This is a genomic window from Hydrogenovibrio thermophilus (assembly GCF_004028275.1).
GTDB lineage: Bacteria > Pseudomonadota > Gammaproteobacteria > Thiomicrospirales > Thiomicrospiraceae > Hydrogenovibrio > Hydrogenovibrio thermophilus.
In genome coordinates this window covers 1,599,794-1,623,169 of record NZ_CP035033.1, presented here as the reverse complement: position 1 = coordinate 1,623,169, position 23,376 = coordinate 1,599,794, and the positions used below count along the sequence as shown (strand labels likewise).

Annotated in this window: 27 protein-coding genes and 1 other RNA gene; 23 read left to right on the top strand and 5 right to left on the bottom strand. The window is 50.3% G+C overall.

What is annotated here, in order from left to right; translation table 11 throughout:
- Position 1 precedes the first annotated feature (1 nt).
- The 12 genes from fliG (at position 2) to EPV75_RS07650 (ending at position 10,959) form a co-directional block, all read left to right on the top strand.
- Positions 2 to 1,021 carry a flagellar motor switch protein FliG gene (fliG, locus tag EPV75_RS07705; protein WP_029938318.1) on the top strand — a complete coding sequence of 340 codons (1,020 nt, stop codon included), beginning with the start codon at positions 2 to 4 and terminating at the stop codon, positions 1,019 to 1,021.
- Positions 1,022 to 1,843, top strand: coding sequence for a FliH/SctL family protein (locus tag EPV75_RS07700; protein ID WP_127119598.1), 822 nt, complete (start codon positions 1,022 to 1,024; stop codon positions 1,841 to 1,843).
- A gap of 17 nt (positions 1,844 to 1,860) precedes the next feature.
- Complete coding sequence (gene fliI, locus EPV75_RS07695; protein ID WP_128384992.1) at positions 1,861 to 3,198, top strand: flagellar protein export ATPase FliI; 1,338 nt, start codon at positions 1,861 to 1,863, stop codon at positions 3,196 to 3,198.
- Between the two features lie 32 nt (positions 3,199 to 3,230).
- Positions 3,231 to 3,674: a flagellar export protein FliJ gene (gene fliJ / locus EPV75_RS07690; RefSeq protein ID WP_192893967.1), complete on the top strand. Its 444-nt coding sequence runs from the start codon at positions 3,231 to 3,233 to the stop codon at positions 3,672 to 3,674.
- Positions 3,675 to 3,751: 77 nt separating this feature from the next.
- On the top strand, positions 3,752 to 5,692 hold the full coding sequence (locus EPV75_RS07685; protein WP_128384990.1) for a flagellar hook-length control protein FliK: 1,941 nt from the start codon (positions 3,752 to 3,754) through the stop codon (positions 5,690 to 5,692).
- 31 nt (positions 5,693 to 5,723) lie between these two features.
- On the top strand, positions 5,724 to 6,734 hold the full coding sequence (locus EPV75_RS12415) for a methyl-accepting chemotaxis protein (protein WP_128384989.1): 1,011 nt from the start codon (positions 5,724 to 5,726) through the stop codon (positions 6,732 to 6,734).
- A gap of 48 nt (positions 6,735 to 6,782) precedes the next feature.
- Complete coding sequence (gene motA / locus EPV75_RS07675; protein WP_029938312.1) at positions 6,783 to 7,634, top strand: flagellar motor stator protein MotA; 852 nt, start codon at positions 6,783 to 6,785, stop codon at positions 7,632 to 7,634.
- A 21-nt stretch (positions 7,635 to 7,655) separates the two neighbouring features.
- Positions 7,656 to 8,549, top strand: coding sequence for a flagellar motor protein MotB (gene motB / locus EPV75_RS07670; RefSeq protein WP_029938311.1), 894 nt, complete (start codon positions 7,656 to 7,658; stop codon positions 8,547 to 8,549).
- A 39-nt stretch (positions 8,550 to 8,588) separates the two neighbouring features.
- Positions 8,589 to 9,179, top strand: a complete 591-nt coding sequence (locus tag EPV75_RS07665; RefSeq protein WP_128384988.1) for a flagellar basal body-associated FliL family protein — start codon at positions 8,589 to 8,591, stop codon at positions 9,177 to 9,179.
- A gap of 22 nt (positions 9,180 to 9,201) precedes the next feature.
- Complete coding sequence (gene fliM, locus EPV75_RS07660) at positions 9,202 to 10,221, top strand: flagellar motor switch protein FliM (protein ID WP_029938309.1); 1,020 nt, start codon at positions 9,202 to 9,204, stop codon at positions 10,219 to 10,221.
- The gene (gene fliN / locus EPV75_RS07655; RefSeq protein ID WP_029938308.1) at positions 10,214 to 10,678 is read left to right on the top strand and encodes a flagellar motor switch protein FliN; all 465 of its coding nucleotides are present in this window, start codon (positions 10,214 to 10,216) and stop codon (positions 10,676 to 10,678) included. The genes fliM and fliN overlap by 8 nt, the downstream gene beginning before the upstream one ends.
- Positions 10,679 to 10,761: 83 nt before the next feature.
- Positions 10,762 to 10,959 carry a hypothetical protein gene (locus EPV75_RS07650; protein WP_029938307.1) on the top strand — a complete coding sequence of 66 codons (198 nt, stop codon included), beginning with the start codon at positions 10,762 to 10,764 and terminating at the stop codon, positions 10,957 to 10,959.
- A 6-nt stretch (positions 10,960 to 10,965) separates the two neighbouring features.
- Here the strand turns inward: EPV75_RS07650 and ssrA are convergent.
- Together ssrA and smpB are read right to left on the bottom strand one after the other, a co-directional pair.
- Positions 10,966 to 11,323: a transfer-messenger RNA gene (ssrA, locus tag EPV75_RS07645) on the bottom strand.
- 134 nt (positions 11,324 to 11,457) lie between these two features.
- Complete coding sequence (smpB, locus tag EPV75_RS07640) at positions 11,458 to 11,934, bottom strand: SsrA-binding protein SmpB (RefSeq protein WP_128384987.1); 477 nt, start codon at positions 11,932 to 11,934, stop codon at positions 11,458 to 11,460.
- 34 nt (positions 11,935 to 11,968) lie between these two features.
- On the opposite strand from smpB, the gene EPV75_RS07635 reads away from it, so the two are divergent.
- Entirely contained in the window at positions 11,969 to 12,400 is a 432-nt protein-coding gene (locus tag EPV75_RS07635; RefSeq protein WP_128384986.1) for a type II toxin-antitoxin system RatA family toxin, read from the top strand.
- On the top strand, positions 12,397 to 12,675 hold the full coding sequence (locus EPV75_RS07630) for an RnfH family protein (protein ID WP_128384985.1): 279 nt from the start codon (positions 12,397 to 12,399) through the stop codon (positions 12,673 to 12,675). Before EPV75_RS07635 ends, EPV75_RS07630 begins: the two co-directional genes overlap by 4 nt.
- A gap of 41 nt (positions 12,676 to 12,716) precedes the next feature.
- Here EPV75_RS07630 and EPV75_RS07625 read toward each other — a convergent pair whose 3' ends face one another.
- Positions 12,717 to 13,046 (bottom strand): outer membrane protein assembly factor BamE, encoded by a 330-nt coding sequence (locus EPV75_RS07625; protein WP_225972285.1) that lies wholly within the window; start codon positions 13,044 to 13,046, stop codon positions 12,717 to 12,719.
- Positions 13,047 to 13,146: 100 nt separating this feature from the next.
- Here EPV75_RS07625 and fur point away from each other — a divergent pair, with 100 nt between their 5' ends.
- Positions 13,147 to 13,557 carry a ferric iron uptake transcriptional regulator gene (gene fur, locus EPV75_RS07620; protein ID WP_029938297.1) on the top strand — a complete coding sequence of 137 codons (411 nt, stop codon included), beginning with the start codon at positions 13,147 to 13,149 and terminating at the stop codon, positions 13,555 to 13,557.
- Positions 13,558 to 13,672: 115 nt separating this feature from the next.
- On the opposite strand, the gene EPV75_RS07615 is transcribed toward fur, so the two are convergent.
- The gene (locus EPV75_RS07615) at positions 13,673 to 14,590 is read right to left on the bottom strand and encodes a sensor domain-containing diguanylate cyclase (protein WP_029938296.1); all 918 of its coding nucleotides are present in this window, start codon (positions 14,588 to 14,590) and stop codon (positions 13,673 to 13,675) included.
- 39 nt (positions 14,591 to 14,629) lie between these two features.
- The gene (gene ettA / locus EPV75_RS07610) at positions 14,630 to 16,300 is read right to left on the bottom strand and encodes an energy-dependent translational throttle protein EttA (protein WP_029938295.1); all 1,671 of its coding nucleotides are present in this window, start codon (positions 16,298 to 16,300) and stop codon (positions 14,630 to 14,632) included.
- 238 nt (positions 16,301 to 16,538) lie between these two features.
- On the opposite strand from ettA, the gene glyA reads away from it, so the two are divergent.
- The 8 genes from glyA to thiL all read left to right on the top strand — a co-directional run bounded on the left by glyA (position 16,539) and on the right by thiL (position 23,348).
- A complete protein-coding gene (glyA, locus tag EPV75_RS07605; protein ID WP_128384984.1) occupies positions 16,539 to 17,810 on the top strand; it encodes a serine hydroxymethyltransferase in 1,272 nt (423 codons plus the stop codon).
- 35 nt (positions 17,811 to 17,845) lie between these two features.
- Positions 17,846 to 18,310, top strand: a complete 465-nt coding sequence (gene nrdR / locus EPV75_RS07600) for a transcriptional regulator NrdR (RefSeq protein ID WP_128384983.1) — start codon at positions 17,846 to 17,848, stop codon at positions 18,308 to 18,310.
- Complete coding sequence (gene ribD / locus EPV75_RS07595; RefSeq protein ID WP_225972284.1) at positions 18,310 to 19,494, top strand: bifunctional diaminohydroxyphosphoribosylaminopyrimidine deaminase/5-amino-6-(5-phosphoribosylamino)uracil reductase RibD; 1,185 nt, start codon at positions 18,310 to 18,312, stop codon at positions 19,492 to 19,494. Before nrdR ends, ribD begins: the two co-directional genes overlap by 1 nt.
- 8 nt (positions 19,495 to 19,502) lie before the next feature.
- Positions 19,503 to 20,162 (top strand): riboflavin synthase, encoded by a 660-nt coding sequence (locus EPV75_RS07590; RefSeq protein ID WP_128384982.1) that lies wholly within the window; start codon positions 19,503 to 19,505, stop codon positions 20,160 to 20,162.
- 18 nt (positions 20,163 to 20,180) lie between these two features.
- Positions 20,181 to 21,299, top strand: a complete 1,119-nt coding sequence (gene ribBA / locus EPV75_RS07585) for a bifunctional 3,4-dihydroxy-2-butanone-4-phosphate synthase/GTP cyclohydrolase II (protein ID WP_128384981.1) — start codon at positions 20,181 to 20,183, stop codon at positions 21,297 to 21,299.
- A 42-nt stretch (positions 21,300 to 21,341) separates the two neighbouring features.
- A complete protein-coding gene (ribH, locus tag EPV75_RS07580) occupies positions 21,342 to 21,803 on the top strand; it encodes a 6,7-dimethyl-8-ribityllumazine synthase (protein WP_029938289.1) in 462 nt (153 codons plus the stop codon).
- Between the two features lie 16 nt (positions 21,804 to 21,819).
- Positions 21,820 to 22,305, top strand: a complete 486-nt coding sequence (gene nusB, locus EPV75_RS07575; protein WP_029938288.1) for a transcription antitermination factor NusB — start codon at positions 21,820 to 21,822, stop codon at positions 22,303 to 22,305.
- Positions 22,306 to 22,382: 77 nt separating this feature from the next.
- On the top strand, positions 22,383 to 23,348 hold the full coding sequence (gene thiL, locus EPV75_RS07570; protein ID WP_128384980.1) for a thiamine-phosphate kinase: 966 nt from the start codon (positions 22,383 to 22,385) through the stop codon (positions 23,346 to 23,348).
- Positions 23,349 to 23,376 lie beyond the last annotated feature (28 nt).

The window sequence follows — 23,376 nt, the reverse complement described above, 5'->3', positions numbered from 1 at the left end:
TATGGCGAATTCAGAAATCGAAGAAGTGGCGGATGACAATTTAACCGGTTTGGAAAAAACCTCGATTCTGTTGCTGGCTTTGGGAAAGGAAACGGCTTCCAAAGTATTGTCACACCTCAACCCGCGTGAAGTGCAGCAAATCGGTACCGCCATGACCGACGTATCCGATGTGTCGCATTCCGACATCCATGTGGTGATGAAAAGCTTTTTGGATGAGTTGGGCGAAGATGCCTTGGGTATCAATCCAACCGAGTATGCTCAATCTTTGATGGTCGATGCCTTGGGAGAAGGCGGCGGCGGCTTAATGGACGCGGCGATGCTGGGGGATCAGGTCAAAGGACTGGAAGCCCTGAAGTGGATGCATCCGTCGACCATTTCCAATATGCTGCGTAACGAGCATCCGCAGGTGGTCGCGATTGTGTTGTCTTATTTTGAACCGGATTTATCTGCAGAGATTCTGGCCGGCATTCCGGAACGTTTCCAGTCGGAAGTCATTTACCGTATTGCGACCTTGACGACCATTCAGCCACGTGCCCTGTTCGATTTGAACGAAGTATTGGAGCACGCTTCCAGTGATGGTGAGGGCGGCAAGCTAGCCACGATCGGCGGCGAAAAACGCGCGGCCGAAATTTTGAACCTGGTCGGCGGTGGTGTCGATTCGAGGGTGCTGGATGACATTGCCGTTGAACATGAAGACATCAGTAAAGCGATTCAGGACAAAATGTTTGTCTTTGAAGACATCAGTGGTATTGAACCGAGAGGGATTCAAACCATTTTGGGCGAAGTTCCGACCGATGTGCTTAAAATCGCCCTTAAAGGTGCCGATCAAACAATGGTGGAGTTGTTCTTGGAGAACATGTCCAAACGTCAGGCCGAGATGTTGAGAGAAGAGTTGGAAATGACCGGTCCGGTCAAACTCAGCGATGTCGAAGAAGCGCAGAGAACCATTATTCAAACGGTCCGCCGTCTGGCCGACGAAGAGAAGGTCATGATGCCGGGTGGTGGCGAGGAGTTCGTCTAAATGGCCACCGACGATACCCCTTTGACCAAAAGTGCGCCGGGGGAAGAGGAAGCTTTGCCGGTGGCTACTTTGCTGCGAGCCGATGAAGTCAAAACCCCGGAGATCAAGCCTTGGCAGTACCAAGATTTGGCGCAGGAAGAAGCTGAAAAAGCGCGTAAGCTGCGTTCCGATGTCGAAGAAAAATTGCGGGAAGAGATTCGCCCTGAAATTCTTCGCCGTGCTTCCGTCTTGAAAAAGGAAGCCTATGAAACCGCCCAAAAAGAAGGTTATGATGCCGGTTATCAAGAAGGGCTGGAAAAAGGGCGCAAAGAGGCCTTTGATAAAGCCGAAAAAGAAGCCGATGCGGCTTTGTCCGTGCAGGTGAAGTCACTGCAAAAGCTTGTGGAAGCCATGAGCGATCCTTATCAACAAATTGCACAGAATGTGTTCGAATCCCTGGCGAAATTGTCCGTCGATTTGGCCGAAAAGCTGGTGGCTTCCGAGATTCAATCCCGACATGACTGGATATTGACGGTTGTTCAAGAAGCCATTGGCAAACTGCCGGATGACAGTGTGCAGCTCGAAGTTATTTTGAATCCGGACGATGCCGACATCGTTCAAAAATACCAGCAGGCTCACCAGAAAAAATGGCGTTTGCAAACGGATGACAGTCTGGAAGTGGGGACCTGTAAAATCAAACAGGGATCTTCGTTGATCATCAACGATTGGCGAACACGCCTGGATGAATTGTTGGAAAACGCCTTGGCGACAGCCGAAAAGGTCGCAAAAGAACCCAGCCAGCCGCTAGCTTCAGCAAGCGGCAGTGAACACACCTCTTCCTGAGTACAGGGTTTGTACTTATGATGAAACAACTCTTCAATCAATACCTTAACCATAAATTTTCAGAATTTTCCGAGCACTTACCTGATAGACCCGACTTGAAAGTGGAAGGTAAACTGGTGCGTATGGTGGGGATGACCTTAGAAGTGGTCGGTACCTATGCCCCGATTGGCTCGCGCTGCCAAGTGATTTCCAAGTACGGTGATCCCGTGGAGGCGGAAGTGGTCGGTTTTAACAACGACCGGTTGTACTTAATGCCAATCGGTAAGGTGCATGGCTTGGAGCCGAATGCCAAAGTCATTCCCGTGTCCGGCGGGATTAAGGTTGGCGTCAGCCCCGCTATGCTGGGGCGTGTCATTGATGGCGCCGGTAACCCTTTAGATGGAGAGGGGCCGATTCATGCTGAGGAACGCGTGTCTTTGAACGGCGAAAAAATCAACCCGTTGCACCGGGCTCCGATTGAAGAACCGTTGGATGTCGGGATTAAAACCATCAATGGGTTGTTGACGTTGGGTAAAGGTCAGCGTGTCGGTTTGTTGGCCGGCACCGGGGTCGGTAAAAGTGTGTTGCTGGGGATGATGACCCGTTTTACCAATGCGGAAGTGGTCGTGGTGGGGCTGGTCGGCGAGCGTGGCCGAGAAGTGAATGACTTTGTACGAAACAATTTGGGAGAAGAAGGGTTGAAACGCTCCGTCGTAGTGGCGACCCCCGCCGACGATCCGCCTCTGATGCGACTGCATGGTGCGATGTTGGCCACTTCCATTGCCGAATACTTCCGTGATCAAGGTAAGGACGTCTTGTTGTTGATGGATTCCCTGACGCGTTTTGCGCAGGCACAGCGTGAAATTGCGCTGGCCGTCGGCGAACCGCCGGCCAGTAAAGGTTATCCGCCATCGGTGTTTGCCAAGTTGCCGCAACTGGTTGAACGAGCCGGTAATGGCGCCACGCATTCCGGTTCGATTACCGCGATTTATACGGTATTGGCTGAGGGAGATGACCAAAACGATCCGGTAGTGGATTCGGCGCGGGGCGTACTGGACGGCCATATTCTGTTGTCACGTCAAATTGCGGATTCGGGTCGCTATCCGGCGATTGATATAGAGTCGTCTATCAGCCGGGTGATGATTGATATTGTTTCGCCGCAGCAGATTCGACTGGCTCGGCGCTTCAAACAGGTCTATTCCGTTTACCAGCAGAACCAGGATTTAATCAGTATCGGGGCTTACCGTAAGGGGACCGATGCATCCATTGACGAAGCCATCGACAAGTTCCCGAAGTTGAACGGTTTCTTGTCTCAGGGAATTGATGAATCGTTTTCGGTACAGGAAAGCCTCGATAAACTGGAAGCGCTCTTTTAATACACCAAAGAGTCTAGGGTCACGATATGGCAATGTCAAAACTTGAAAGGCTTCGTGTTCTAGCCGATTTGGCAAAAGACGAGCTCGATAAGGCGCAGGATGTTTTCGTGGCGGTTCGCGGGCAACGTGATGGTCACCAAGCGCAGCTTGACTCCTTGTTGGAATACCATGCCGATTATGTCGGGCAGTTGACCAAATCGCGCGACACTTCTGTGACGCAACTTCAAACCATGCAAGCGTTTCTGGATAAAGTCACCAACGCCATCCATTCGCAAACCATACAGGTACGGCAGCTTGATGAGGTGGTTGAAAAAGCCCATGCTGAATGGTTGGAAAAACGTGTCCGGCATAAATCGTTGGAAAAACTGTGCCAAAAAATCGAAAAAGACCATCATGCCAGGTTGGAAAAGCAGGAGCAAAAACTGCTGGATGAACTGGCGTCCCAGCGCTTTGTACGCGGCATACAGGACTCGTGAGCTGAAGAGTTAAAAGTTGGCTTGCAAGTTGCTTAACTCAAACTGACGTTGAAATTATCTTATTGGCGGACAGAATTATGATTGAACAAAATCCGGTTTTAAAAGCGCTTAACCTCGGTGGTCAGTCTCAAGGCACGACTGAAAGTGCGGATGAACGGCAATTATTGCCGAAGCTGAATGGTTCCTTTGCGGAAGTCTTGAACCATGCGGCAGGAACCGCTATGGTCGATTCAGAAAATCGCTCCCATCTTGGTGCGGCGTTTGCGTCGGATATTCAGGTCGATACGGAAAATTTAGCCAAGCATGCCGGTGTGATGGTCGCTTCATTGGCGACCGATGAAGCGGGATTGCCTCAAGCGGTTTTGTCGGAGGAAGCCAGCACCGATTTGGACATGGTCATGCAGCAGATTCACTTGCCGCAAGATGCCAAGTTGCCGACGTTGCCATCCAATGCCACAAAAGCCATTGCCTCAGCACAAGCCATGATGGATGCTTCCAGAACCCATGCGAACACTGAAAAAGCCCCAGGCCTGGCGGAAATTATGGATTCTGAAGTCGTAGAGACCGCTGATGAATCTATGGAAAGAATTGCGGAAAAGGTGCATGTTTCCACGGTGACTAAAACCGATGCCAAAGAAGAGGTTGTTAATCTGGCTTCAGCGGGTACGCAAACGGCTGGCGATTCGGTTTTGGCGTCCATGAACCCATTGGAAAAGGCAGGTGAATCCTCGGGGGATGCGACCGATGGTACTCCAGTGACAGTGTCGGAAAATGAAATGGATTTGGTGAACATTAGCCTGAATGAAAAACAAGCCGCCTCATTGAATGTCGATGATGCGCCAAACATGAAAGAGGCTGTGGATGATGTTATGGGGCAAAACCGCTCGTCCGACAAGATGGCTTCAGGCCTGACACAAGCGCAAGAGAAAGTAACGGAAGTCGCAGCGGATAATGCCAAGGCGCCAGAGGTTTTGAACAGTCTTCGAACCGATACGGATACCGCTACGACAGAGCTGGACGATGCGGCGGAAGGTTTGACCAAAGAGTCGGCCCGAGCTGAGGGATTGACAGCATCGCAGCCACGCATGGGGGATAATGACCTTCAAGCGCAAAAAACTATGTCTGAAACGGCGTCCAACAACCCTATGGCTTCTCAATCGGCTGTTGATACGAATTCAAAAGAACTGGTAAAAGAAGCCGCACAAGATAAAGACCGAGCTGCGATGACATCGCAGACGCATGCCGCGCAACCGAAAACTGATGGCAATGCCAGTAAAGAAATGACCGAGGCCAAATCCCATAAACCGGATTCAGGCAATACTAACGCAGGTCAGTCGAATACAGCTTCGTCCCAGTCCAACCAACAAGGGCAGCAATCCTTTTCCGGGCAACAGCAACAAGCACAGCAGCAGTTTATGAACCAAGTGCAAAAGCAAGTGGTGCAAACTCAGCAGGAAGCGGTGAAGAACGCGAATGAAGCGTCTGTTGCGGAAGCGGAGAAAGCCGAGAAAGCGGAAAAAGTTCTGGGTAACCTGGGACTGGGGATGGATGCCAAGAAAACCGCTGGACAGTCTTTTTCGATTGGTCACCCGGTGCGTTCTCCACAATGGGGACAAGCGTTAGGGCAAAAAGTCACCTATATGGCCAATAACAAAATTCAGGAAGCCAAGATTACCTTGAACCCAGAAAAACTAGGGCCGATTCAGGTGAAATTGAGTTTGGATAAAGATCAGCATGCCCATGTTTCGATGGTGACGCAGCACGGTACAACGCGTGACGCGATTGAAAATGCCATGCCGCGATTGAAAGAGATGTTGGAAGCGGCGGGCGTTGGTTTCGGCTCTTTGGATGTCCGTGATGAGAGTTCGTCCTCTGAGCAAAGCTTTGCCAATCAAGGCGATCAATCATCTTCGGGCGGCCATGCCGGCGGTTTGTTGACGGATGCCGATGATGCTGACATAGCCGAAGGCGCTGTTCAAACGGTTTCGTCCGACAATTTGGTAGATTTCTACGCATAAATATAAGCATAAAGAATAGAAAGGAATGGACATGAAATTACATCATAAAATTTCAATGGCAATGATGGCGGGGTTGGTTTCTCCTTGGGTGAATGCCAGTTCCGAAATACAAGGTATTCCAACGACAGGTGTTGCGTTGATTGCCATTGCCGTCGGTGCGGTCGTCGCTGGAGCGCTCGTGTATCTGGTTTGGTGTAATAAGCCAGGTGTGTGTGAGCAATCCTCGTTAATCACGGCGTTGGATAAGTTGAGTGAAAGCGGTGATTTCTCCAGTCCTTTAAAAGATGAGTCGGTGGATCCAAAGCTCATGAAAGCGTTGAATCAGTTGTTGGCCAAGGTCTCTGATTCTCTTGACGAAAAAGACATTGCGGCCAATACGGCTGTACAGCGCGTGACCGAGCTGGAAGAACAAATCGAAGAGTTGAATGCGACTTTGGCCGCCGCGTACGAGCAAGTGAACGCTTCGGGTGGTGAAGATGCCGCTTTGCCGGCAGTCTTCGACTCTTCCGAGCTGATTGGTGTGTCCGAGCAGCTGTCGAATGTCGTTGAGCAAATGAACTCCGGAACGAAGGAAGGGATGACTTCGGCTGCCAGTGTCATCTCTGAGGTAACCGGATTGACCGATGAAGTCACGCATGCGTCTTCGGTCATCAAAAAATTGGAAGAAGACAGTAGCAATATCGGAACGGTGCTGGTATTGATTCGAGATATTGCCGAGCAGACCAACTTGTTGGCCTTGAATGCGGCGATTGAAGCGGCACGTGCCGGTGAACATGGTCGTGGGTTTGCTGTGGTGGCTGACGAAGTACGAATCTTGGCGGGGAAAACGCAACAAGCCACGACCGAGATTCAAACCATTATCGAAGAATTGCAACAGCGTGCTCGTAATGCGGTGGAAGTCATGGGCAATGGTCAAGAGCGTGTGGAAACAACTCAGATGCAAGCTGGAAAAGTGAATGATTTTTTACATGAAATCGAAGATAATCTGACGCAACTTAAAACGGCTCAAGAAGCCTTGTCGAATGCCGTGAAAAACCTTTAATAAGCCTAATTGCTTAGTGTGGTGCAAATAAGAAAATAAGGTTTAAATATGAAAGCAATTGTCGGAACATTGGTGGTCATTGGCTGTTTGCTGGGCGGGTATCTCCCGCACGGTAGCTTTGGCATTTTGATTCAGCCACTCGAAGTGGTCATCATCTGTGGGAGCGCCTTGGGGGCCTTCATTATCGCCAACCCGGGATGGGTGGTTAAAGCCAGTTTTGCCGGTGCCTTAGGCTTGGCAAAACCCGCGCCTTACAACAAAGAAGTGTATATGGAACTGTTGGGGCTGATGTTCCGCATCTTTAATAAAGCACGCCGTGAAGGCTTGATGGCGATAGAGGCCGATGTCGAAGAACCGCATTCCAGTGAGTTGTTTAATGCGTCACCTAAAATTGCCAATGACCATCATGCAGTGGATTTTATTTGCGACTATTTGAGATTGATGATCAGCGGTGCGAGTAATCCATATCAAATTGAAGATTTGATGATTTTAGAAATGGATATTCACCACCATGAAGCCGCAGCACCGGCGGAAGCGGTTGGTAAAGTGGCGGAGGCCTTACCGGGTTTCGGTATCGTCGCGGCGGTATTGGGGATTATCGTCACCATGAGCTATTTGGATGCCGGGCCGTTGGAAATTGCTCATCACATGTCCGTGGCCTTGGTTGGTACCTTCCTCGGGATCTTGGTGGCCTACGGGATTGTGGGGCCGATTGCATCCGATATGGCGAACCGTGCGCATGACGAAGGGGCCTTTTTCGGTACCATCAAAACCTGTTTGATGGCCAACTTGAATGGCTATGCTCCGCAAATAGCGGTGGAGTTCGGACGTAAATCGATTCCTGGAGCGGAAAGACCTTCCTTCCAGGAAGTGGATGAGTTTTTGCAAACTCAAAAATAACCAAAGCGATAGAGAAGCGCCATGAGCGATGAACAGTCCATAATCATCAAGCGGCTGAAAAAATGTCCGCATTGCGCCCACGGCGGCGCTTGGAAAGTAGCTTTTGCCGACTTTATGACGGCGGCGATGGCTTTCTTCCTGATGTTGTGGGTATTGAGTGGCGTAAACGATGAAGAAATGCGTGCCATGGCGGAATATTTCCGTGATCCGACGGTCATCGAGTCGGCTCCGGCGAATTTAGTGCAATCAAAAGAAGCCGGCCAAAGTTCCGATTCGATGATTGATATGGGCGGTTTTAAAGACACACCGAAAGGCGATCAAGGTGATGATGACGCCGCCAATAAGGCCAAGGAAAAGGCTGAGATGGAAATGTTAAAACTGCAGATCGAGAAAAAAATCTCCGAGAACCCGGTATTGGAGCAGTTTAAAAATCAGTTGAAGATTGAAGTCACGCCGAATGGTTTGCAGGTGCAGATATTGGATGATCGTAAGCGGCCGATGTTCGGCAGTGGTGTGGATTTGCCGAAGGACTATGCGGCCAAGATTTTGAAAGAGGTCGGCAGTGTTCTGGCCCAAACGAATAACCGAATCAGTATTGCCGGTCATACCGATTCCTCAGGGTATCACTCGAATGCCGAGTATACCAACTGGGAACTGTCGGCGGATCGTGCAAATGCCGCCCGGCGATTATTGCTGGATGGCGGTGTGGAATCGAACAAAGTCGCTCAGGTGGTTGGGCTGTCGGATACGGTGCCATTTGATAAGGAAAACCCGTATAATCCACGTAATAGACGGATTAGCATCATCGTCTTGAATAAAGAAGCGGATCAACGGTTGCGAAGCTTGAGTGAAGCGCCTGGTATTGAAGATTTGTCCCAAAAAATGGTGAATTCACCTCTCGGGACGTCGAACTAGGTTTGGATGGTTAAAAGTTGCAGAAATAAAGGATAAACAATGGCTGAAGAAGTTCAAGAAGAGAAAAAAAGTGGTGGTGGAAAAGGTTTGATTATTGCCTTACTGGTGGTCGTGATTCTATTGATCGTCGGGATTGGGGTGATGACCTTTTTATTGTTGAGCAGTGGTGGCAGTGACAATAACGCAAACTCTTCGGAAACCGAACAACACGCTTCAGCCGAGCATGGTGATGAAGCCACAGCACATGATGACGGTGTGGTTCGAGATTATTCACCGAAATTCAAGCAATATGATCCACCAGAGCCAGGGTCTGCGCCACAGTACTTTGCCATGGAACCGTTTGTGGTGAACTTTAAGGGCGAAGGGCAGGCGAAGTTTTTAGCGGTCAATATGAAGTTTATGTCGCATTATCCTCAGTTGATTGCCGATATGGAAAATTATCGTCCGATTCTGAGAAACGACATCACCAGTTTGTTGCGTATTCAAACCTATACGGATTTGAACCAAGACAACGGGCCGGATGTGCTGAGAGAAAAGGTATTGGCCAAGGCGCGTAAAGTGCTGGAGAAGCACAATATTTATCCAGACCTGCTGGAAGATGTGTATTTCGAACGCTTTGTAATGCAATAAGTTGTGATCGGGTAATCAGTCAATGGATGATATTCTAAGCCAAGATGAAGTCGACGCCCTGTTAAAAGGCATGGGCGGTGGCGACGTTGAAACCGAAGGGGACGATTCTGCGGAAGGGACGTCTGCCAAGGTTTACGATTTCACGAACCAGGAAAGAATTGTTCGTGGGCGTCTGCCGGCTTTGGATATCATCAACGAACGTTTTGCGCGCGGATTCCAGCGTCATTTCAACGAGATGATCATGTCGAGTGTCGAAGTGACGGCCGGGGAAGTGAAAATCATTAAAATGATTGACTACCTCCGCAATCTGTTCGTCCCGACCAGCCTGAATATTTACCGGATTAATCCGTTGAATGGGGTGGCCTTGTTTACGCTGGACTCCAAATTGATTTTCACCGCCGTGGATATGTATTTTGGTGGCACCGGCTTGTTGCCGTTCAAGATCGAAGGTCGTGAATACACCCCGGTGGAAATGAGCATGGTACGCAGTATTCTTGACATGTCGTCGGAAAATCTGCGAAAAGCCTGGGCGCCGGTGATGGACATTGAAATCGATTATATGCATTCGGAGATGAATCCGAAGTTTGCCAGTATCGTCGATGCGACCGATATGATTGTGGTCAGCCCGATCAATGTTCGATTCGAAGGCGTGGAAGGGCGCGTCGACATCGTCATGCCTTACGCCATGCTTGAGCCGGTGCGCGACAAGCTTGAAGAAGGCATGTCCAACCTGCAAGGCGAATCGGATAACCGTTGGTCGCGTACGCTCAAAGAAGAAGCGAAAAATATTGAAATCGATTTGTCCGTCAATCTGGCCGAGTTGCAGATGCAGATGGACGATTTGATGAAGATGGAAAAAGGCGACATTATCCCAATCGAAATGCCGGAACTGGTAACGGTGAAAGCGGAAGGAATCAGTCTTGTGAGAGGGAAAGTCGGTGAAAGTAACGACCGTAAAGCGGTGCGTATTGAACAGATCTTACACCATCCTGCTTATCAGGAAAGAGTGATCGAAAACGTAAAGGAATGGTACGATGAGTGAAGAAGATGATTTGAGCGCATGGGGTGATGCTCTGAACGAACAAGCGGAAGCGGAGCAGGAGGCTTCACCATCGGCGGCGGAAGACGATCCATGGGGAGCGGCGCTGTCCGAGCAGGCAGAAGCCTCCAATAACGCCGATGAAATCGACGCCGCGTCCTTCTCAGCCTTGGAAAAAGGGCGTGGTGAAGGCGGTGAAAAAGTCGACTTGGATGTATTGCTCGATATTCCGGTTACCCTGCAATTGGAAATCGGCCGTGCCAAAGTATCGATTCGTAACCTGCTTTCCTATACACAGGGGTCGGTGATTGAAATGGACCGACTCGCGGGGGAACCGTTGGATTTGTTGGTGAACGGCACACTCATCGCGCATGGTGAAGTGGTGGTGATCAACGATAAATTCGGTGTGCGTTTGACCGATGTTATCAGTCCGCAAGAGCGTATCAAGAAGCTGAAATAAGCTTTTGACTGGGATAGCGTTTATTAAAAGAAGGGCTTGAAAGCCCTTTTTTTATAGCATTTTTTAATACAAGTGAGTGTTGTGTGAACGAGTTCAGCGCATTGATTTTGCAAGGTGATGCTACTGCGATTGCCGGCTTGGTTGTGATTCTGGCCGGGTTGTACCTAGTGGTCAGATTGTCCGGTATGCTACTGAAAGGCGCGCTGATTGTCGGCGTCATTGTGTTGATCGCCGTGTGGATTTTTCCGGGTGCGTTTGAAGTCGTCAACGCAAACGGATAAGGAATTTGGTGGAGATGGGCGGAGTCGAACCGCCGTCCGAGAAGCCTCCATTTAAAACTCTACATGCTTATTTGATCTATTGCTTTAACCAGAATACTGCCCGATCAACAGGGATCATATTCGGCGAGTTTGTAACGTTTAATCAGACTTCATCCAAACACATGAAGCTGACGATTCCGTGTAAGTCGACACAGAACTGGGCGCCACGAACAACGGCCCCAGTCTGCGCTAGCGGGATTAAGCCGCTAGAGCGTAGTTATCGTCGTTTGCAACTATAACAAATTGAAATAAAGATTAACGTGCATCATTCAGGCACGGCATGCATCCTAAACTTTGTACTCCCCGTCGAAACCAGTGCATCCCCAAAACGGTATGATGATTTTGTCGGAAATCGAAAAATTGCCAGGTCTGGCCATTTTTCGGCAAAATTTAATCAGGTTGCTTATTATACGAGTTATATGGGGGCCTTGTTGAATTTTTCAAGGCCCGAATTTGAAATTACGCGTGATATTTCATGATGCGCTGTTTATCACGGTTCCAGTCGCGTTCTTTTTCCGTGGCGCGTTTATCGTGCTGTTTTTTCCCTTTCGCCAAGCCAATGTTAAGCTTGACCTTACCTTGATGCCAATGCAAGTCCAACGGGACGATGGTGTAGCCTTTTTGGTCGACCAAGCCCAACAAACGATCGATCTCGCGACGATGCATCAGTAATTTGCGCAGCCGTAACGGGTCGTGGGCCGTGTGGGATGAAGCGGTGATCAGTGGTGTAATCAGAGCGCCGAATAGCCAGGCTTCGTTGTTTTTCAGCAGGATATAACTTTCGTTGAGTTGAATCTTTCCTTGGCGCAAGCTTTTCACTTCCCAGCCTTCCAGCGCCAGACCCGCTTCAAAGGTGTCTTCGATGAAATAGTCGAAGCGCGCCTTTTTATTCTGTGCGATGGTGTTTGGATTGTTTTGCTTTTTTTTCTTTGCCATAATAGGCGGATTATAGCGAATTTACCGGGAAAATATGAAAAAAATATCACGCTCCGCGTTGCTGCCTTATTCGTCGCAAGCCGTGTTCGATTTGGTGAATGATGTCGAAGCTTACCCTGAGTTTTTGCCCTGGTGTGGTGGGGCGGAAATCAAAGAATCTTCCGAAAACGAAATGGTGGCGAGTGTATTGATTTCCAAAGCCGGTATCAAGCAGGCCTTCACCACACGAAATACGCTGACCGAGCCGGAACGAATTGATATGACTTTGGTGGACGGGCCTTTTAAAGCTCTGACCGGAACCTGGTTGTTCAAAGTCTTGGATGAAAATGCGTGTAAAATCAGCTTGGACATTGAGTTTGAAATCAGCAACAGTCTGTTGAACGCAGCCATTGGTGCTATTTTCGAGCAGATTGCGTCCACCTTAGTACAGTCTTTTTGCGATCGAGCCAAACAGGTGTACGGATGAAGATAGAAGTGGCGTATGCGTTGGAAGAAGAACAGTTTCTGTTCGAGCAGGAAGTACCGGAAGGCACGACGGTTGAAACGGCTTTGAAGACCTCGATGTTATTGAAAAAATTTCCGGAGCTGGACATCAGTAAGGTGGGCGTCTGGTCGCAAGTGGTCAAGTTGGATCAGGTGTTGCGAGAAGGAGATCGAATCGAGGTGTATCGCCCGTTGAAAGTGGATCCGCGCGATCGACGCCGCAAGCAGGTGGCGGCGGAGCGTGGGAAGGACGCTTAAAGGATCTAAAAGAGGGGTTTAAAAGCCTTTAAGGTCCGCGCTCAATCGCCTGGGTGCGGTTCGCGCTGTAGAATCTTCCAATCCGTCAAAAAGCCTTCGCGGTCGAAATTGACGTACATGTGTCGTACGGCATCCGGATGGAAGGTCGGATCGGTGGTGTAGAAAACGTATTCCCAATGAAACGGGTTGTAAGGATCTTGCCCAAGTGGCGGTCCCAAAATGTCTTTGACCTGTGCCATCACTAAACCGGGCTGTAATGTGTCCAGAGCATCCTGATTAATGACGGTACCCTGGGTGATTGTAGCCTTGTAAGGCGTAAAAAACGAACATCCGGATAGGGTGATCAAGGCGCTGGTCAGCGCGATTGTCAATATTTTTTTAATGCCTTTATTCATAGATTAATTTTAACTTAGATCAATTTTTGGTTTATTATACACACTACTGAATTTTTAATAAGGAATCTTGAGTTCGATGAGCAGCGCTGATTTGAAAAAAGTAGGTCTTAAAGTGACTTTGCCTCGCTTAAAAGTTTTAGAAATTCTGGAGCAGGAAGGAGACGAGCATCATTTGACGGCGGAAGACGTCTATAAGATGTTGATTGACCAGGGTGAAGAAGTTGGTTTGGCGACCGTTTATCGTGTTTTGACTCAATTTGAGCAAGCCGGTATCGTCAGACGTTTGAATTTTGAAAACAATATCTCCGTATTCGAATTGGATACCGGTGATAATCACGATCACTTGGTTTGTTTAAAGACTGGTAAAGTCAAAGAGTTCGTGGACCCGGTCATCGAAGAGCGTATTCAAGAGATTGCCAAGGACAAAGGTTATAACCTGTCGGCGCACAGCTTGGTGATCTACGGTACCTTGAAAGACGAAGAATAAGATTGCGTCAACTCGTTTTTAGAAGCTAGAAGCGACTAAATAAAAAAACCGCCAGGCCTGGCGGTTTTTTTATGTCTGACGTTTGAGTTATCTGAATTGTATCAAACGTATTATCTTAAAGAATTTTAGTCTTTTCGCGCGTGCCTTCCAGAGATTTAATGGCTTTATTGACGCGTTTGAAAAGCACTTGGCTGTCTTCGGTCGGCTCCCGTAATTCGGTGACGCCGGCATGGCTGGTCAGGCAAGTGGACTCGTTTTCATCCAGCGGGATGGTTTGGGCGGAAATGGTCTCCTGAGCCAGTTTGGTGATGCGGAAGGCGTCCACGGCTTTGACTTCCGGCAGGACAATCATGAATTGGTCGCAGCTCAGGCGGCCAATATACCCCAAGTCACCCACCACGTTACGGATGGCATGTGCCGCCGTCAAGATGGCCTTGTCGCCCATTTCATGCCCAAAGGCATCGGTGATGCGCTTAAAGCAATCCAGGTTGATTTTCGCCAAGGATAAAGGGCGCTTGTTGAGTCGTGCTTTATTCAATTCTTCATCGACAATGCCCAGGAAGTAATCCCGGTTATACAAATCCGTCAGAGGATCGTTGGAGGATAGACGTTCAATCTGTTCTTCCATGTGTTTGCGATGAGTAATATTGATGGCGAGCCAAATCGCGGCCGGTTGCTCATAAGTGTCGTCCTCCAGAGGATACACACGCGCTTCATACCATTGACCTTCCGTGGTGCTCAAGGGCTCGATGCCTTGCACTTCGGTGTCGGCCAGCTGGTATTCGATTTCCTGAAGGTAGCCGGAGCGAATCGCTTTATTGACCACCTTGAGAAAACGTTCCGCCATTTTTTCCGGCAAAACGTCGGCGTATTTTTTACCGATCAAACTGTGACCGTCCGCATACAGCGTGCGTTCCTGCCCGCCGATGACATCCAGATAGGTACCATCCTGGCCCATCACGAAAATCGGATCGGGCATCGCATTCGCGATGGCTTCAATGTGCGAGTGCATTTTTTCAAACTGTTCGGCCATACTGTGTTTCCTCTGTAGTGGGTTTGTAATAGGCAGAAGTTAATCTTTGATAACAGGTTTGTATTTGATTCGGTGTGGCTGGGCCGCGTCCGCACCTTTACGGCGCTTGAGGTCTTCCTCGTAATCCGAGAAATTACCCTCGAACCATTCTACATGAGACTCGCCTTCAAAAGCGAGCATGTGTGTGGCGATTCTGTCCAAGAACCAGCGGTCATGCGAGATGACCACCGCGCAGCCGGCAAAGTCGAGCAGGGCTTCTTCCAAAGCACGCAGGGTTTCAACGTCGAGGTCGTTGGTCGGTTCATCCAGTAGTAACAGGTTGCCGCCGCTTCGCAGCGTTTTGGCCAGGTGTACCCGGTTACGCTCACCGCCCGACAATTCGCCGATGCGTTTTTGTTGGTCGGTGCCTTTGAAGTTGAAGCGACCGCAGTAGGCGCGAGCATTTATTTCGATGTTGCCGACCATGAAGACGTCATCGCCCTCGGAGATTTCTTCGTAGACGGTTTTGCTGTCATCCAAAGCATCGCGGGATTGGTCAACATAGGAGAGTTTGACGGTTTCACCGTATTCAATGCTGCCGGAATCGGGTTGTTCCTGCCCGGTGAGCATTTTGAATAGCGTGGATTTACCGGCGCCGTTTGGCCCGATAATACCGACAATGCCGCCTTGTGGTAGTTTGAAATTCAGGTCTTCAATCAATAAGCGGTCGCCAAAACTTTTGGAAATGTGGTTCACCTCGATGACTTTTTCGCCCAGGCGTTCGGAAACCGGAATGAAGATTTCCTTGGTTTCGTTACGTTTTTGGCTTTCCTGGCTGCTCAATTCGTCAAAGCGGGCCAAACGCGCTTTGGATTTGGCGTGGCGGCCCTTGGCATTAGAGCGCACCCATTCCAGTTCGTGTTGGATGGTTTTCATGCGGGCGGCTTCCTGTTTGGCTTCCATTTCCAGACGTTTTTCCTTTTGTTCCAGCCAGGAAGAGTAGTTGCCGTGGTAAGGGATGCCTTCGCCGCGATCCAGTTCCAAAATCCATTCGGCGGCGTTGTCGAGGAAGTAGCGATCATGCGTGATGGCGACCACGGTGCCGCTGAATTCCAACAGGAAGCGTTCCAACCAAGCAATGGATTCCGCGTCCAAGTGGTTGGTCGGTTCATCCAGTAACAACATGTCCGGTCTTTCCAGTAACAGCTTGCACAGTGCCACACGACGGCGTTCCCCGCCGGAGAGTTTGGTGACGTCGGCTTCCCAAGGCGGTAGGCGAAGAGCATCGGCTGCGATTTCCAGCGTGCGGTCCAGATTGTGCCCGTCTTTGGCTTGAATCAGGTCTTCGATTTCGGCCTGTTTCTTGGCCAGGGCATCGAAGTCGGCATCCGGTTCGGCATAAGCGGCGTAGATGGCATCCAGATCCGCCAGAGCGTCTTTGACTTCCTTGACGGCTTGTTCCACATTGCCGCGAACGTCGAGTTCCGGATCGAGTTGTGGCTCCTGAGGCAAATAACCGATTTTAATGCCCGGTTGTGGTCGCGCTTCGCCGACAATATCCGTGTCGATGCCCGCCATGATTTTCAGCAGTGTGGATTTACCGGCACCGTTCAAACCCAATACACCGATTTTGGCTCCCGGAAAAAAGGATAGGGAGATGTCTTTCAGGATGTGCTTGTTTGGCGGAACGATTTTTCCAACGCGATTCATGGTGTAAACAAATTGTGCCACGATATTACCTCAGGTTGTTTGGTTCAAAAGTGTCTGACTTTTGTGGACGAAAAGTTCAGGGCTTTCTCAGGAGATTCTTTTGGAAAATCCATAAAAATGCCTATTTTACAAACTTGATCATCCGCTTGTGAAAATAATTCAAGTTAAACCACCGGTTTTGTCGTCTAAACCCTGAATAATTTGGTAAAATTTTCTTTTTGATTCAGTAATACTTATTTTCTGTTTGGAGACCTTTAGCATGTTTGATAAGAATATGACCATTGCCGGTTATGATGATGCACTTGCGGATGCGATGAATGCGGAAGCGCAACGCCAGGAAGATCATATCGAATTGATCGCTTCCGAGAATTACACCAGTCCACGTGTAATGGAAGCGCAAGGCTCTGTGTTGACGAATAAATATGCTGAAGGTTATCCGCACAAACGTTATTATGGCGGTTGTGAGTATGTCGACATCGTCGAGCAATTGGCGATTGATCGTGCCAAAGAACTGTTCGGTGCCGATTACGCCAACGTGCAACCGCACTCCGGTTCACAAGCCAATGCACCGGTTTACATGGCGCTGTTGGAACCGGGCGATACCGTGCTGGGCATGAGCTTGGCGCACGGTGGGCACTTGACACACGGTTCGCACGTCAGCTTCTCCGGAAAAATGTACAATGCCGTTCAGTATGGCTTGAACCCGGAAACCGGTGTCATCGATTACGAAGAAGTCGAGCGTTTGGCTAAGGAACATAAGCCTAAGATGATTATCGCCGGTTTCTCCGCGTATTCCCAAGTGGTTGACTGGCAACGTTTCCGTGACATCGCCGATGCCGTTGGCGCGTATTTGATGGTGGATATGGCGCACGTGGCCGGTTTGGTTGCGGCGGGTGAATATCCGAACCCGGTGCAAATTGCCGACGTCACCACCACCACCACGCACAAGACTTTGCGTGGCCCGAGAAGTGGTTTGATTTTGGCTAAGGCGAATCCGGAAATCGAGAAAAAATTGAATTCGGCGATTTTCCCGGGCGCGCAAGGTGGGCCTTTGATGCACGTCATCGCGGCGAAAGCGGTGGCCTTTAAGGAAGCGATGGAGCCGGAATTCAAAGATTACGCTAAGCGTGTTAAAACCAACGCTCAAGCCATGGCAAAAGTGTTTATGGATCGTGGTTATGACGTGGTTTCAAAAGGCACCGAAAATCACCTGTTCCTGGTTAGTTTCATTGAGCAAGGCTTGACCGGTAAATTGGTCGACGCGGCGTTGGGTGAAGCGCATATTACCATCAATAAAAACTCGGTTCCAAACGACCCCATGTCGCCATTTGTGACCAGCGGGATTCGTGTGGGAACGGCGGCGTCAACAACGCGTGGCTTCAGCGAAGAAGATTCGGTGAATTTGGCGAACTGGATGTGTGATGTCATTGATTCCTGTAAGCAAGAAAGCGAGTCTTGGGACGAGCAGGTCATTGCTGACGTTCGCGAGAAAGTCAAAGCCTTGTGTGCGGCGAGACCGGTTTACAAATAAGCCCTTCAGATAACAAATAACGGTGACCGCGAGTTATGCATTGTCCTTTTTGTAATGCGCCGGATACGAAAGTAATCGACTCCCGATTGGCGACGGAAGGGAGTCAGGTGCGTCGTCGGCGTGAATGCATGCGTTGCGGTGAGCGCTTCACGACCTACGAAACGGCGGAGTTGACCTTGCCGAGGGTCGTCAAATCCGATGGCAATCGTGAAAAGTTCGATGACGATAAAATCCGTCGCGGTTTGATTAAGGCCTTGGAAAAACGGCCGGTGGAAAGTGAAGTCATCGATCAGGTCGTGAATCGCATTCATAAACAATTGACCGCCGAAGGGGTGAAGGAAATTCCTTCCTCTCAAATCGGAGAATTGTTGATGGACGCGCTTCGGGAGTTGGATCAAGTGGCGTATGTTCGCTTTGCTTCCGTTTACCGTTCCTTCCAAGACGTCAATGCCTTCCGTGAAGAAATTGAAAAACTGGTGAAAGCCACTACCTCCCAGTAATGATGGATTCTCCTTCCAATACCTTTTCCGATTTCGATATCCAGATGATGACCCGGGCGATGTCGCTTGCCCGTCAAGGCGAGTTTTCGACTAAGCCGAATCCGGCGGTCGGGTGTGTCATTACAAAAGACAATCGTATTATCGCCGAAGGCTGGCATCAACGAGCCGGTGAACCGCATGCGGAAAGAGTGGCGTTGGCGGCGGCTCAAGAATCGGTGGAAGGCGCGACGGTTTACGTCACGCTGGAGCCCTGTTCGCATCATGGCAAAACACCGCCGTGTGCCGATGCTTTGGTTGAGGCCAAGGTCGGGCGCGTGGTGGTGGCGATGGAAGATCCAAACCCATTGGTCGCTGGACAAGGTCTGGCCAGATTAGGCGCGGCGGGTATTGACGTACAAAGCGGTTTGTTAGAAGCGGAAGCGGAAGCTTTGAACGCTGGATTTGCCCATGCCATGCGTTGTAACTTGCCTTATGTGCGTTTGAAAATGGCCAATAGTCTCGATGGTCATACAGCGATGGCCAATGGCGAAAGTCAGTGGATTACCGGCGCCGCTGCGCGGCATGAAGTGCATCGAATGCGTGCCAAAAGCGGTGCCTTGGTCACCGGTATCGGTACGGTGTTGGCCGACGATCCAAGTATGACGGTGCGTTTGCCGGAAGCCGAATTGCAAACAATGAACCTGTCGGAAGCGGAAAGTCACCCGATTCGCGTGGTGCTGGATGCGCACCTGAGTATGCCGGTCGACGCAAAAATGCTGTCTCAGCCCGGGCGAACCATTTTGATGACGTCGCGAGAAACCGCCGAAGATCACCCGGAATTGGTCGAATTGTTGGCAAATGCCGGCGCGGAAATTGTTGCGGTGGAAGCCGATGGCGATAAGTTGGACATTCTGTCGGTGCTGGAGTACCTTTATCAGGAAGAGCAGGTCTTTGACGTGTTGGTGGAAGCGGGCGCTATCGTGGCGGGTGCTTTTTTGCAGTCCGGTTACGTGAACGAGTTGCATGTGTTTATGGCGCCTTGCCTGATGGGGCATGAGGCTAAACCGATGTTCTTTTTGCCAGGCCTGGTCGAAATGAGTGATAAAATGCCGTTTCAATATCAGTCGGTTCAAACCGTCGGGGACGACTTGCACCTGGTTTTAAAGCCGGTTTCCGGCGCGGCCACTCTGGCGACATCTTTTTAGGAGCGGACATGTTTACAGGCATTATCGAAGCAGAAGGCACCATCCGAAAAATTCAGCCGGTCAATGGGGATGCGAAAATGACCATCGCCACTGGAAAGCTGGACATGAGCGATGTCAAAATCGGTGACAGTATCGCATGCAACGGTGTGTGTTTGACGGCTGTAGAACTCGGGCATGATTTTTACGTCGCTGATGTGTCGGCGGAAACGCTGACGGTCTCAACGCTGGGACACTTGAAAGTTGGTTCGCAGGTGAACCTGGAAAAGGCATTGCGTTTGCAGGATCGATTGGGCGGCCATTTGGTCAGCGGGCACGTGGATGGTGTCGGCAAAGTGGCTTCGATTCGCCAGGAAGCACGTTCCTGGCGTTACCAGATCGAATCGCCGGTGGCGTTGAGCAAGTATATTGCCGCGAAAGGGTCCATCTGTATCAACGGCATCAGTTTGACCGTGAATCAGGTGGACGGTAATAGCTTTGATGTTAATATTGTGCCGCATACACGGCAGGAAACTACAATTAAGGATTTTCAGGTCGGCACCGAAGTCAACCTGGAAGTTGATTTGCTGGCGCGCTATTTGGAACGGATGCTGACCGCGCCGCAAGACGATGAACAAACCGCACCCGGTGGCGTGACCGAAACGCTGTTGGCCGACCGCGGTTTTATCTAACGAATTCTGGAAAGAGACATGCAGTTAAATACGATTGAAGAAATCATTGAAGATTATCGACAAGGTAAAATGGTCATTCTGATGGATGACGAAGACCGGGAAAATGAAGGCGATGTGATGATTGCCGCCAATGCGATTACCGCGGAGCACATCAATTTTATGGCGCGTTACGGTCGCGGCTTGATTTGCCTGACTCTGACCAAGGAACGTTGCCAACAGCTACATTTGCCGTTGATGTCGCGAACGAATCAGGATACGCACGGCACCAGTTTTACGGTTTCCATCGAAGCCGCCGAAGGCGTGACTACCGGGATTTCCGCCGCAGATCGTGCCGCAACAATTCAAGCGGCGATTAAATCCGATGCCACACCGGCCGACATCGTTACGCCGGGGCACGTGTTTCCGATTATGGCGAAACCGGGTGGCGTATTGGAACGCGCCGGGCACACTGAAGCTGGCTGCGATTTGGCGCGATTGGCTGGTATGGAACCCGCTTCGGTTATTGTAGAAGTCATGAATGAAGACGGTACCATGGCGCGTCGCGACGATCTGGAATTGTTTGCTCAAGAGCACGGCATTAAATTGGGCACGGTGGCAGACCTGATTCAATATCGCCTGAAGAATGAAAAGACCATCGAGCGGGTTTCAGAATGTCACATGCCAACAGAATACGGCGACTTCCGGTTGATAGGTTACGAAGATATTCTGGAACATCGCGCGCACATGGCCTTGGTTTACGGGCAGTTGGACGGCAGTCAGCCGACGGCGGTTCGTGTGCATATGTTGGATACCCTGTGCGACCTGTTTGACTCCAACCGGAGCGAATGCGGCTGGTCTTTGCGGCTCGCCATGAAGCAAATCGCCCAGGAAGGTTCGGGCGTGATTGTCATTTTGCGTAAGCACGAGGAAGGCGCTGAGTTGTTGGATAAAATTCAGCAGTTCCAGATGAAAGACCGCGGCATCAGTCAACCGGAAACCCAATCGGAAGACGATGCTAAAACTTATGGTTTGGGTGCGCAAATTTTGTCCGACCTTGGTTTGAAACAGTTGAAGGTCATCGGTTCGGCTTGGCGCATGAGCGCGTTGGGTGGCTTTGGCTTGGAAATCGTCGAAAATATTGAGAAAATAAAAGATTGAGGCGATCGAGCGTCTTAATGAGTTGAAAAGTAGGGTATAAGAATGAAAATCATCGAAGGAAATTTGACGGCGGAAGGGTTGAAAATCGGTCTGCTGGTCGGGCGTTTTAACAGCTTCATTGTCGACAGTTTGGTAAAAGGGGCGGTGGATACCATCGTGCGTCACGGCGGTTCGGAAGACAATATTGAACAGGTGTTTGTGCCGGGCGCGTTTGAGATTCCGATTGTGGCGCAAAAAATGGCCGACTCCGGAAAATACGATGCCATCGTGGCTTTGGGCGCGGTAATCCGTGGCGGTACGCCGCATTTCGATTATGTGGCGGGTGAATGCGTGAAAGGGATTGGACAAGTCGCGCTGAAAAGCGGCACCCCGGTTTCATTCGGCGTTTTGACCGTGGATACCATCGAGCAAGCCATTGAACGTGCCGGCACCAAAGCCGGTAACAAAGGCGAAGAGTGCACCTTGGCGGCGATTGAAACTGCTAATGTGTTGAAACAGCTTTAATTGGTTGCGGAACACTATGAATCGATCGGATTTTAAGCCCGGCGACGGTGTCGAGGTAATGGAAGAAGAAGGGCCGGTGAGTCCTCGTACCCAATCGCGGCGCGTTGCATTGCAGGCGTTGTACCAATGGCAGATGAATCACACCGAACCGTTTGACATCATCAAGCAGTTTTCGGAAGACGGTTTGCTGGGCGATGTGGATGCCTCTTTATTTCGTGACTTGGTCAACAGTGTGACCGGCCAAGTAACGGAATTGGATGCGATTTTCGCACCGTTTTTGGATCGTGCGGTCGCGATGATTGATCCGGTGGAGAAAAACATTCTGAGAATGGGCGTTTACGAACTGCAAGCCAAGCCGGAGATTCCTTATCGAGTCGTCATTAACGAATCGGTGGAACTGGCCAAGCGCTTTGGTGCCGAGGAAAGTCACAAGTACATTAACGGTGTTTTGGATAAAGTGGCGTTGCAATTGCGCAGCTTGGAAAAAACGCAGATGGACTGAACGGGTTCCAATGGAATGGAAAAGCCAGAGCTTGCTCTGGCTTTTTTGTTTGGTCTGACGCTAAAGAGAGAGTATGCATGACGCATGAGTTTGATTTGATCCGCACCTTTTTCCAGCCGTTGTCGCAGGTTGCGACGCAGGATATTGGCATTGGCGATGACGGAGCGGTTTTGTCCTGCCCGTCCGGGCAGCAACTGGTGGTAGTGACCGATACCATGGTGGAAGGGGTGCATTTTCCATTGGATACCTTGCCGGAAGACATCGGCTGGAAGGCCTTGGCGGTTAACCTCAGTGACTTAGCCGCGATGGGTGCCCGCCCGGCTTTTTTCTCATTGGCATTGAGTTTGCCGGAATCGAAAAACCACCAGGCCTGGTTAAAAGCCTTTTCAAGCGGGTTGCGCCATTTGGCGGAAGCACATCGGGTTCCGTTAATCGGTGGGGACACCACTCGGTCGGACCGTCTAACGGTGACGGTCACGGCGCACGGTTGGGTGTCTGCCGGTCAGGCCTTGCGGCGTTCCGGCGCGCGCCCGGGAGACGGTCTTTACGTTTCCGGCTATATCGGCGATGGCGCTTTGGGCTTGATGGCCGTCAACGAAGCTCTGGATGCCGGAGCCTATGCCGGTGCTTTGCAAAAATTGAACCGGCCTGAGCCGCGAGTGGCATTGGGCGGTTTATTGGTCGGCCTGGCCAGCAGCGCCATCGATGTTTCCGATGGTTTATTGGCCGACATTGCCCATCTATTGGAGGCGTCGCAATGTGGGTGTGAGGTGGATGTGTCAGCGGTTCCATATTCACAAGCCATGCAAAGTTATTTGGCAGAAAATGCCCAGGCCTGGGCATTACCGCTGACGGGCGGGGATGATTATGAATTATGCTTTACGGTGCCTGCGGAAAAAGAAGCGCTACTGAAAGAGCGCACCCGGCATTTAAATCTGTCGATAACGGAAATCGGTCGTATTACCGCTGGAACGGGTGCGGTATTGAAAAACGCGCCGAAAGGTGTCCAAACCTTGGAACACTTGGGCTTTCAGCACTTTTAATCCGGTTTGAATTCTTAGATCGTTGACG

Excerpts from the sequence above, each read along its gene's own strand:
- EPV75_RS07665 (WP_128384988.1), top strand. The coding sequence starts at position 8,589 with ATGGCTGAAGAAGTTCAAGAAGAGAAAAAAAGTGGTGGTGGAAAAGGT.
- nusB (WP_029938288.1), top strand. The coding sequence starts at position 21,820 with ATGAATCGATCGGATTTTAAGCCCGGCGACGGTGTCGAGGTAATGGAA.
- thiL (WP_128384980.1), top strand. The coding sequence starts at position 22,383 with ATGACGCATGAGTTTGATTTGATCCGCACCTTTTTCCAGCCGTTGTCG.
- EPV75_RS07590 (WP_128384982.1), top strand. The coding sequence starts at position 19,503 with ATGTTTACAGGCATTATCGAAGCAGAAGGCACCATCCGAAAAATTCAG.
- smpB (WP_128384987.1), bottom strand. The coding sequence starts at position 11,934 with ATGGCAAAGAAAAAAAAGCAAAACAATCCAAACACCATCGCACAGAAT.
- glyA (WP_128384984.1), top strand. The coding sequence starts at position 16,539 with ATGTTTGATAAGAATATGACCATTGCCGGTTATGATGATGCACTTGCG.
- EPV75_RS07635 (WP_128384986.1), top strand. The coding sequence starts at position 11,969 with ATGAAAAAAATATCACGCTCCGCGTTGCTGCCTTATTCGTCGCAAGCC.
- motA (WP_029938312.1), top strand. The coding sequence starts at position 6,783 with ATGAAAGCAATTGTCGGAACATTGGTGGTCATTGGCTGTTTGCTGGGC.
- EPV75_RS07685 (WP_128384990.1), top strand. The coding sequence starts at position 3,752 with ATGATTGAACAAAATCCGGTTTTAAAAGCGCTTAACCTCGGTGGTCAG.
- fliG (WP_029938318.1), top strand. The coding sequence starts at position 2 with ATGGCGAATTCAGAAATCGAAGAAGTGGCGGATGACAATTTAACCGGT.
- nrdR (WP_128384983.1), top strand. The coding sequence starts at position 17,846 with ATGCATTGTCCTTTTTGTAATGCGCCGGATACGAAAGTAATCGACTCC.
- EPV75_RS07700 (WP_127119598.1), top strand. The coding sequence starts at position 1,022 with ATGGCCACCGACGATACCCCTTTGACCAAAAGTGCGCCGGGGGAAGAG.
- ribD (WP_225972284.1), top strand. The coding sequence starts at position 18,310 with ATGATGGATTCTCCTTCCAATACCTTTTCCGATTTCGATATCCAGATG.
- fliI (WP_128384992.1), top strand. The coding sequence starts at position 1,861 with ATGATGAAACAACTCTTCAATCAATACCTTAACCATAAATTTTCAGAA.
- EPV75_RS07615 (WP_029938296.1), bottom strand. The coding sequence starts at position 14,590 with ATGGCCGAACAGTTTGAAAAAATGCACTCGCACATTGAAGCCATCGCG.
- fliM (WP_029938309.1), top strand. The coding sequence starts at position 9,202 with ATGGATGATATTCTAAGCCAAGATGAAGTCGACGCCCTGTTAAAAGGC.
- fliJ (WP_192893967.1), top strand. The coding sequence starts at position 3,231 with ATGTCAAAACTTGAAAGGCTTCGTGTTCTAGCCGATTTGGCAAAAGAC.
- EPV75_RS12415 (WP_128384989.1), top strand. The coding sequence starts at position 5,724 with ATGAAATTACATCATAAAATTTCAATGGCAATGATGGCGGGGTTGGTT.
- motB (WP_029938311.1), top strand. The coding sequence starts at position 7,656 with ATGAGCGATGAACAGTCCATAATCATCAAGCGGCTGAAAAAATGTCCG.
- fur (WP_029938297.1), top strand. The coding sequence starts at position 13,147 with ATGAGCAGCGCTGATTTGAAAAAAGTAGGTCTTAAAGTGACTTTGCCT.
- EPV75_RS07630 (WP_128384985.1), top strand. The coding sequence starts at position 12,397 with ATGAAGATAGAAGTGGCGTATGCGTTGGAAGAAGAACAGTTTCTGTTC.
- ribH (WP_029938289.1), top strand. The coding sequence starts at position 21,342 with ATGAAAATCATCGAAGGAAATTTGACGGCGGAAGGGTTGAAAATCGGT.
- fliN (WP_029938308.1), top strand. The coding sequence starts at position 10,214 with ATGAGTGAAGAAGATGATTTGAGCGCATGGGGTGATGCTCTGAACGAA.
- ribBA (WP_128384981.1), top strand. The coding sequence starts at position 20,181 with ATGCAGTTAAATACGATTGAAGAAATCATTGAAGATTATCGACAAGGT.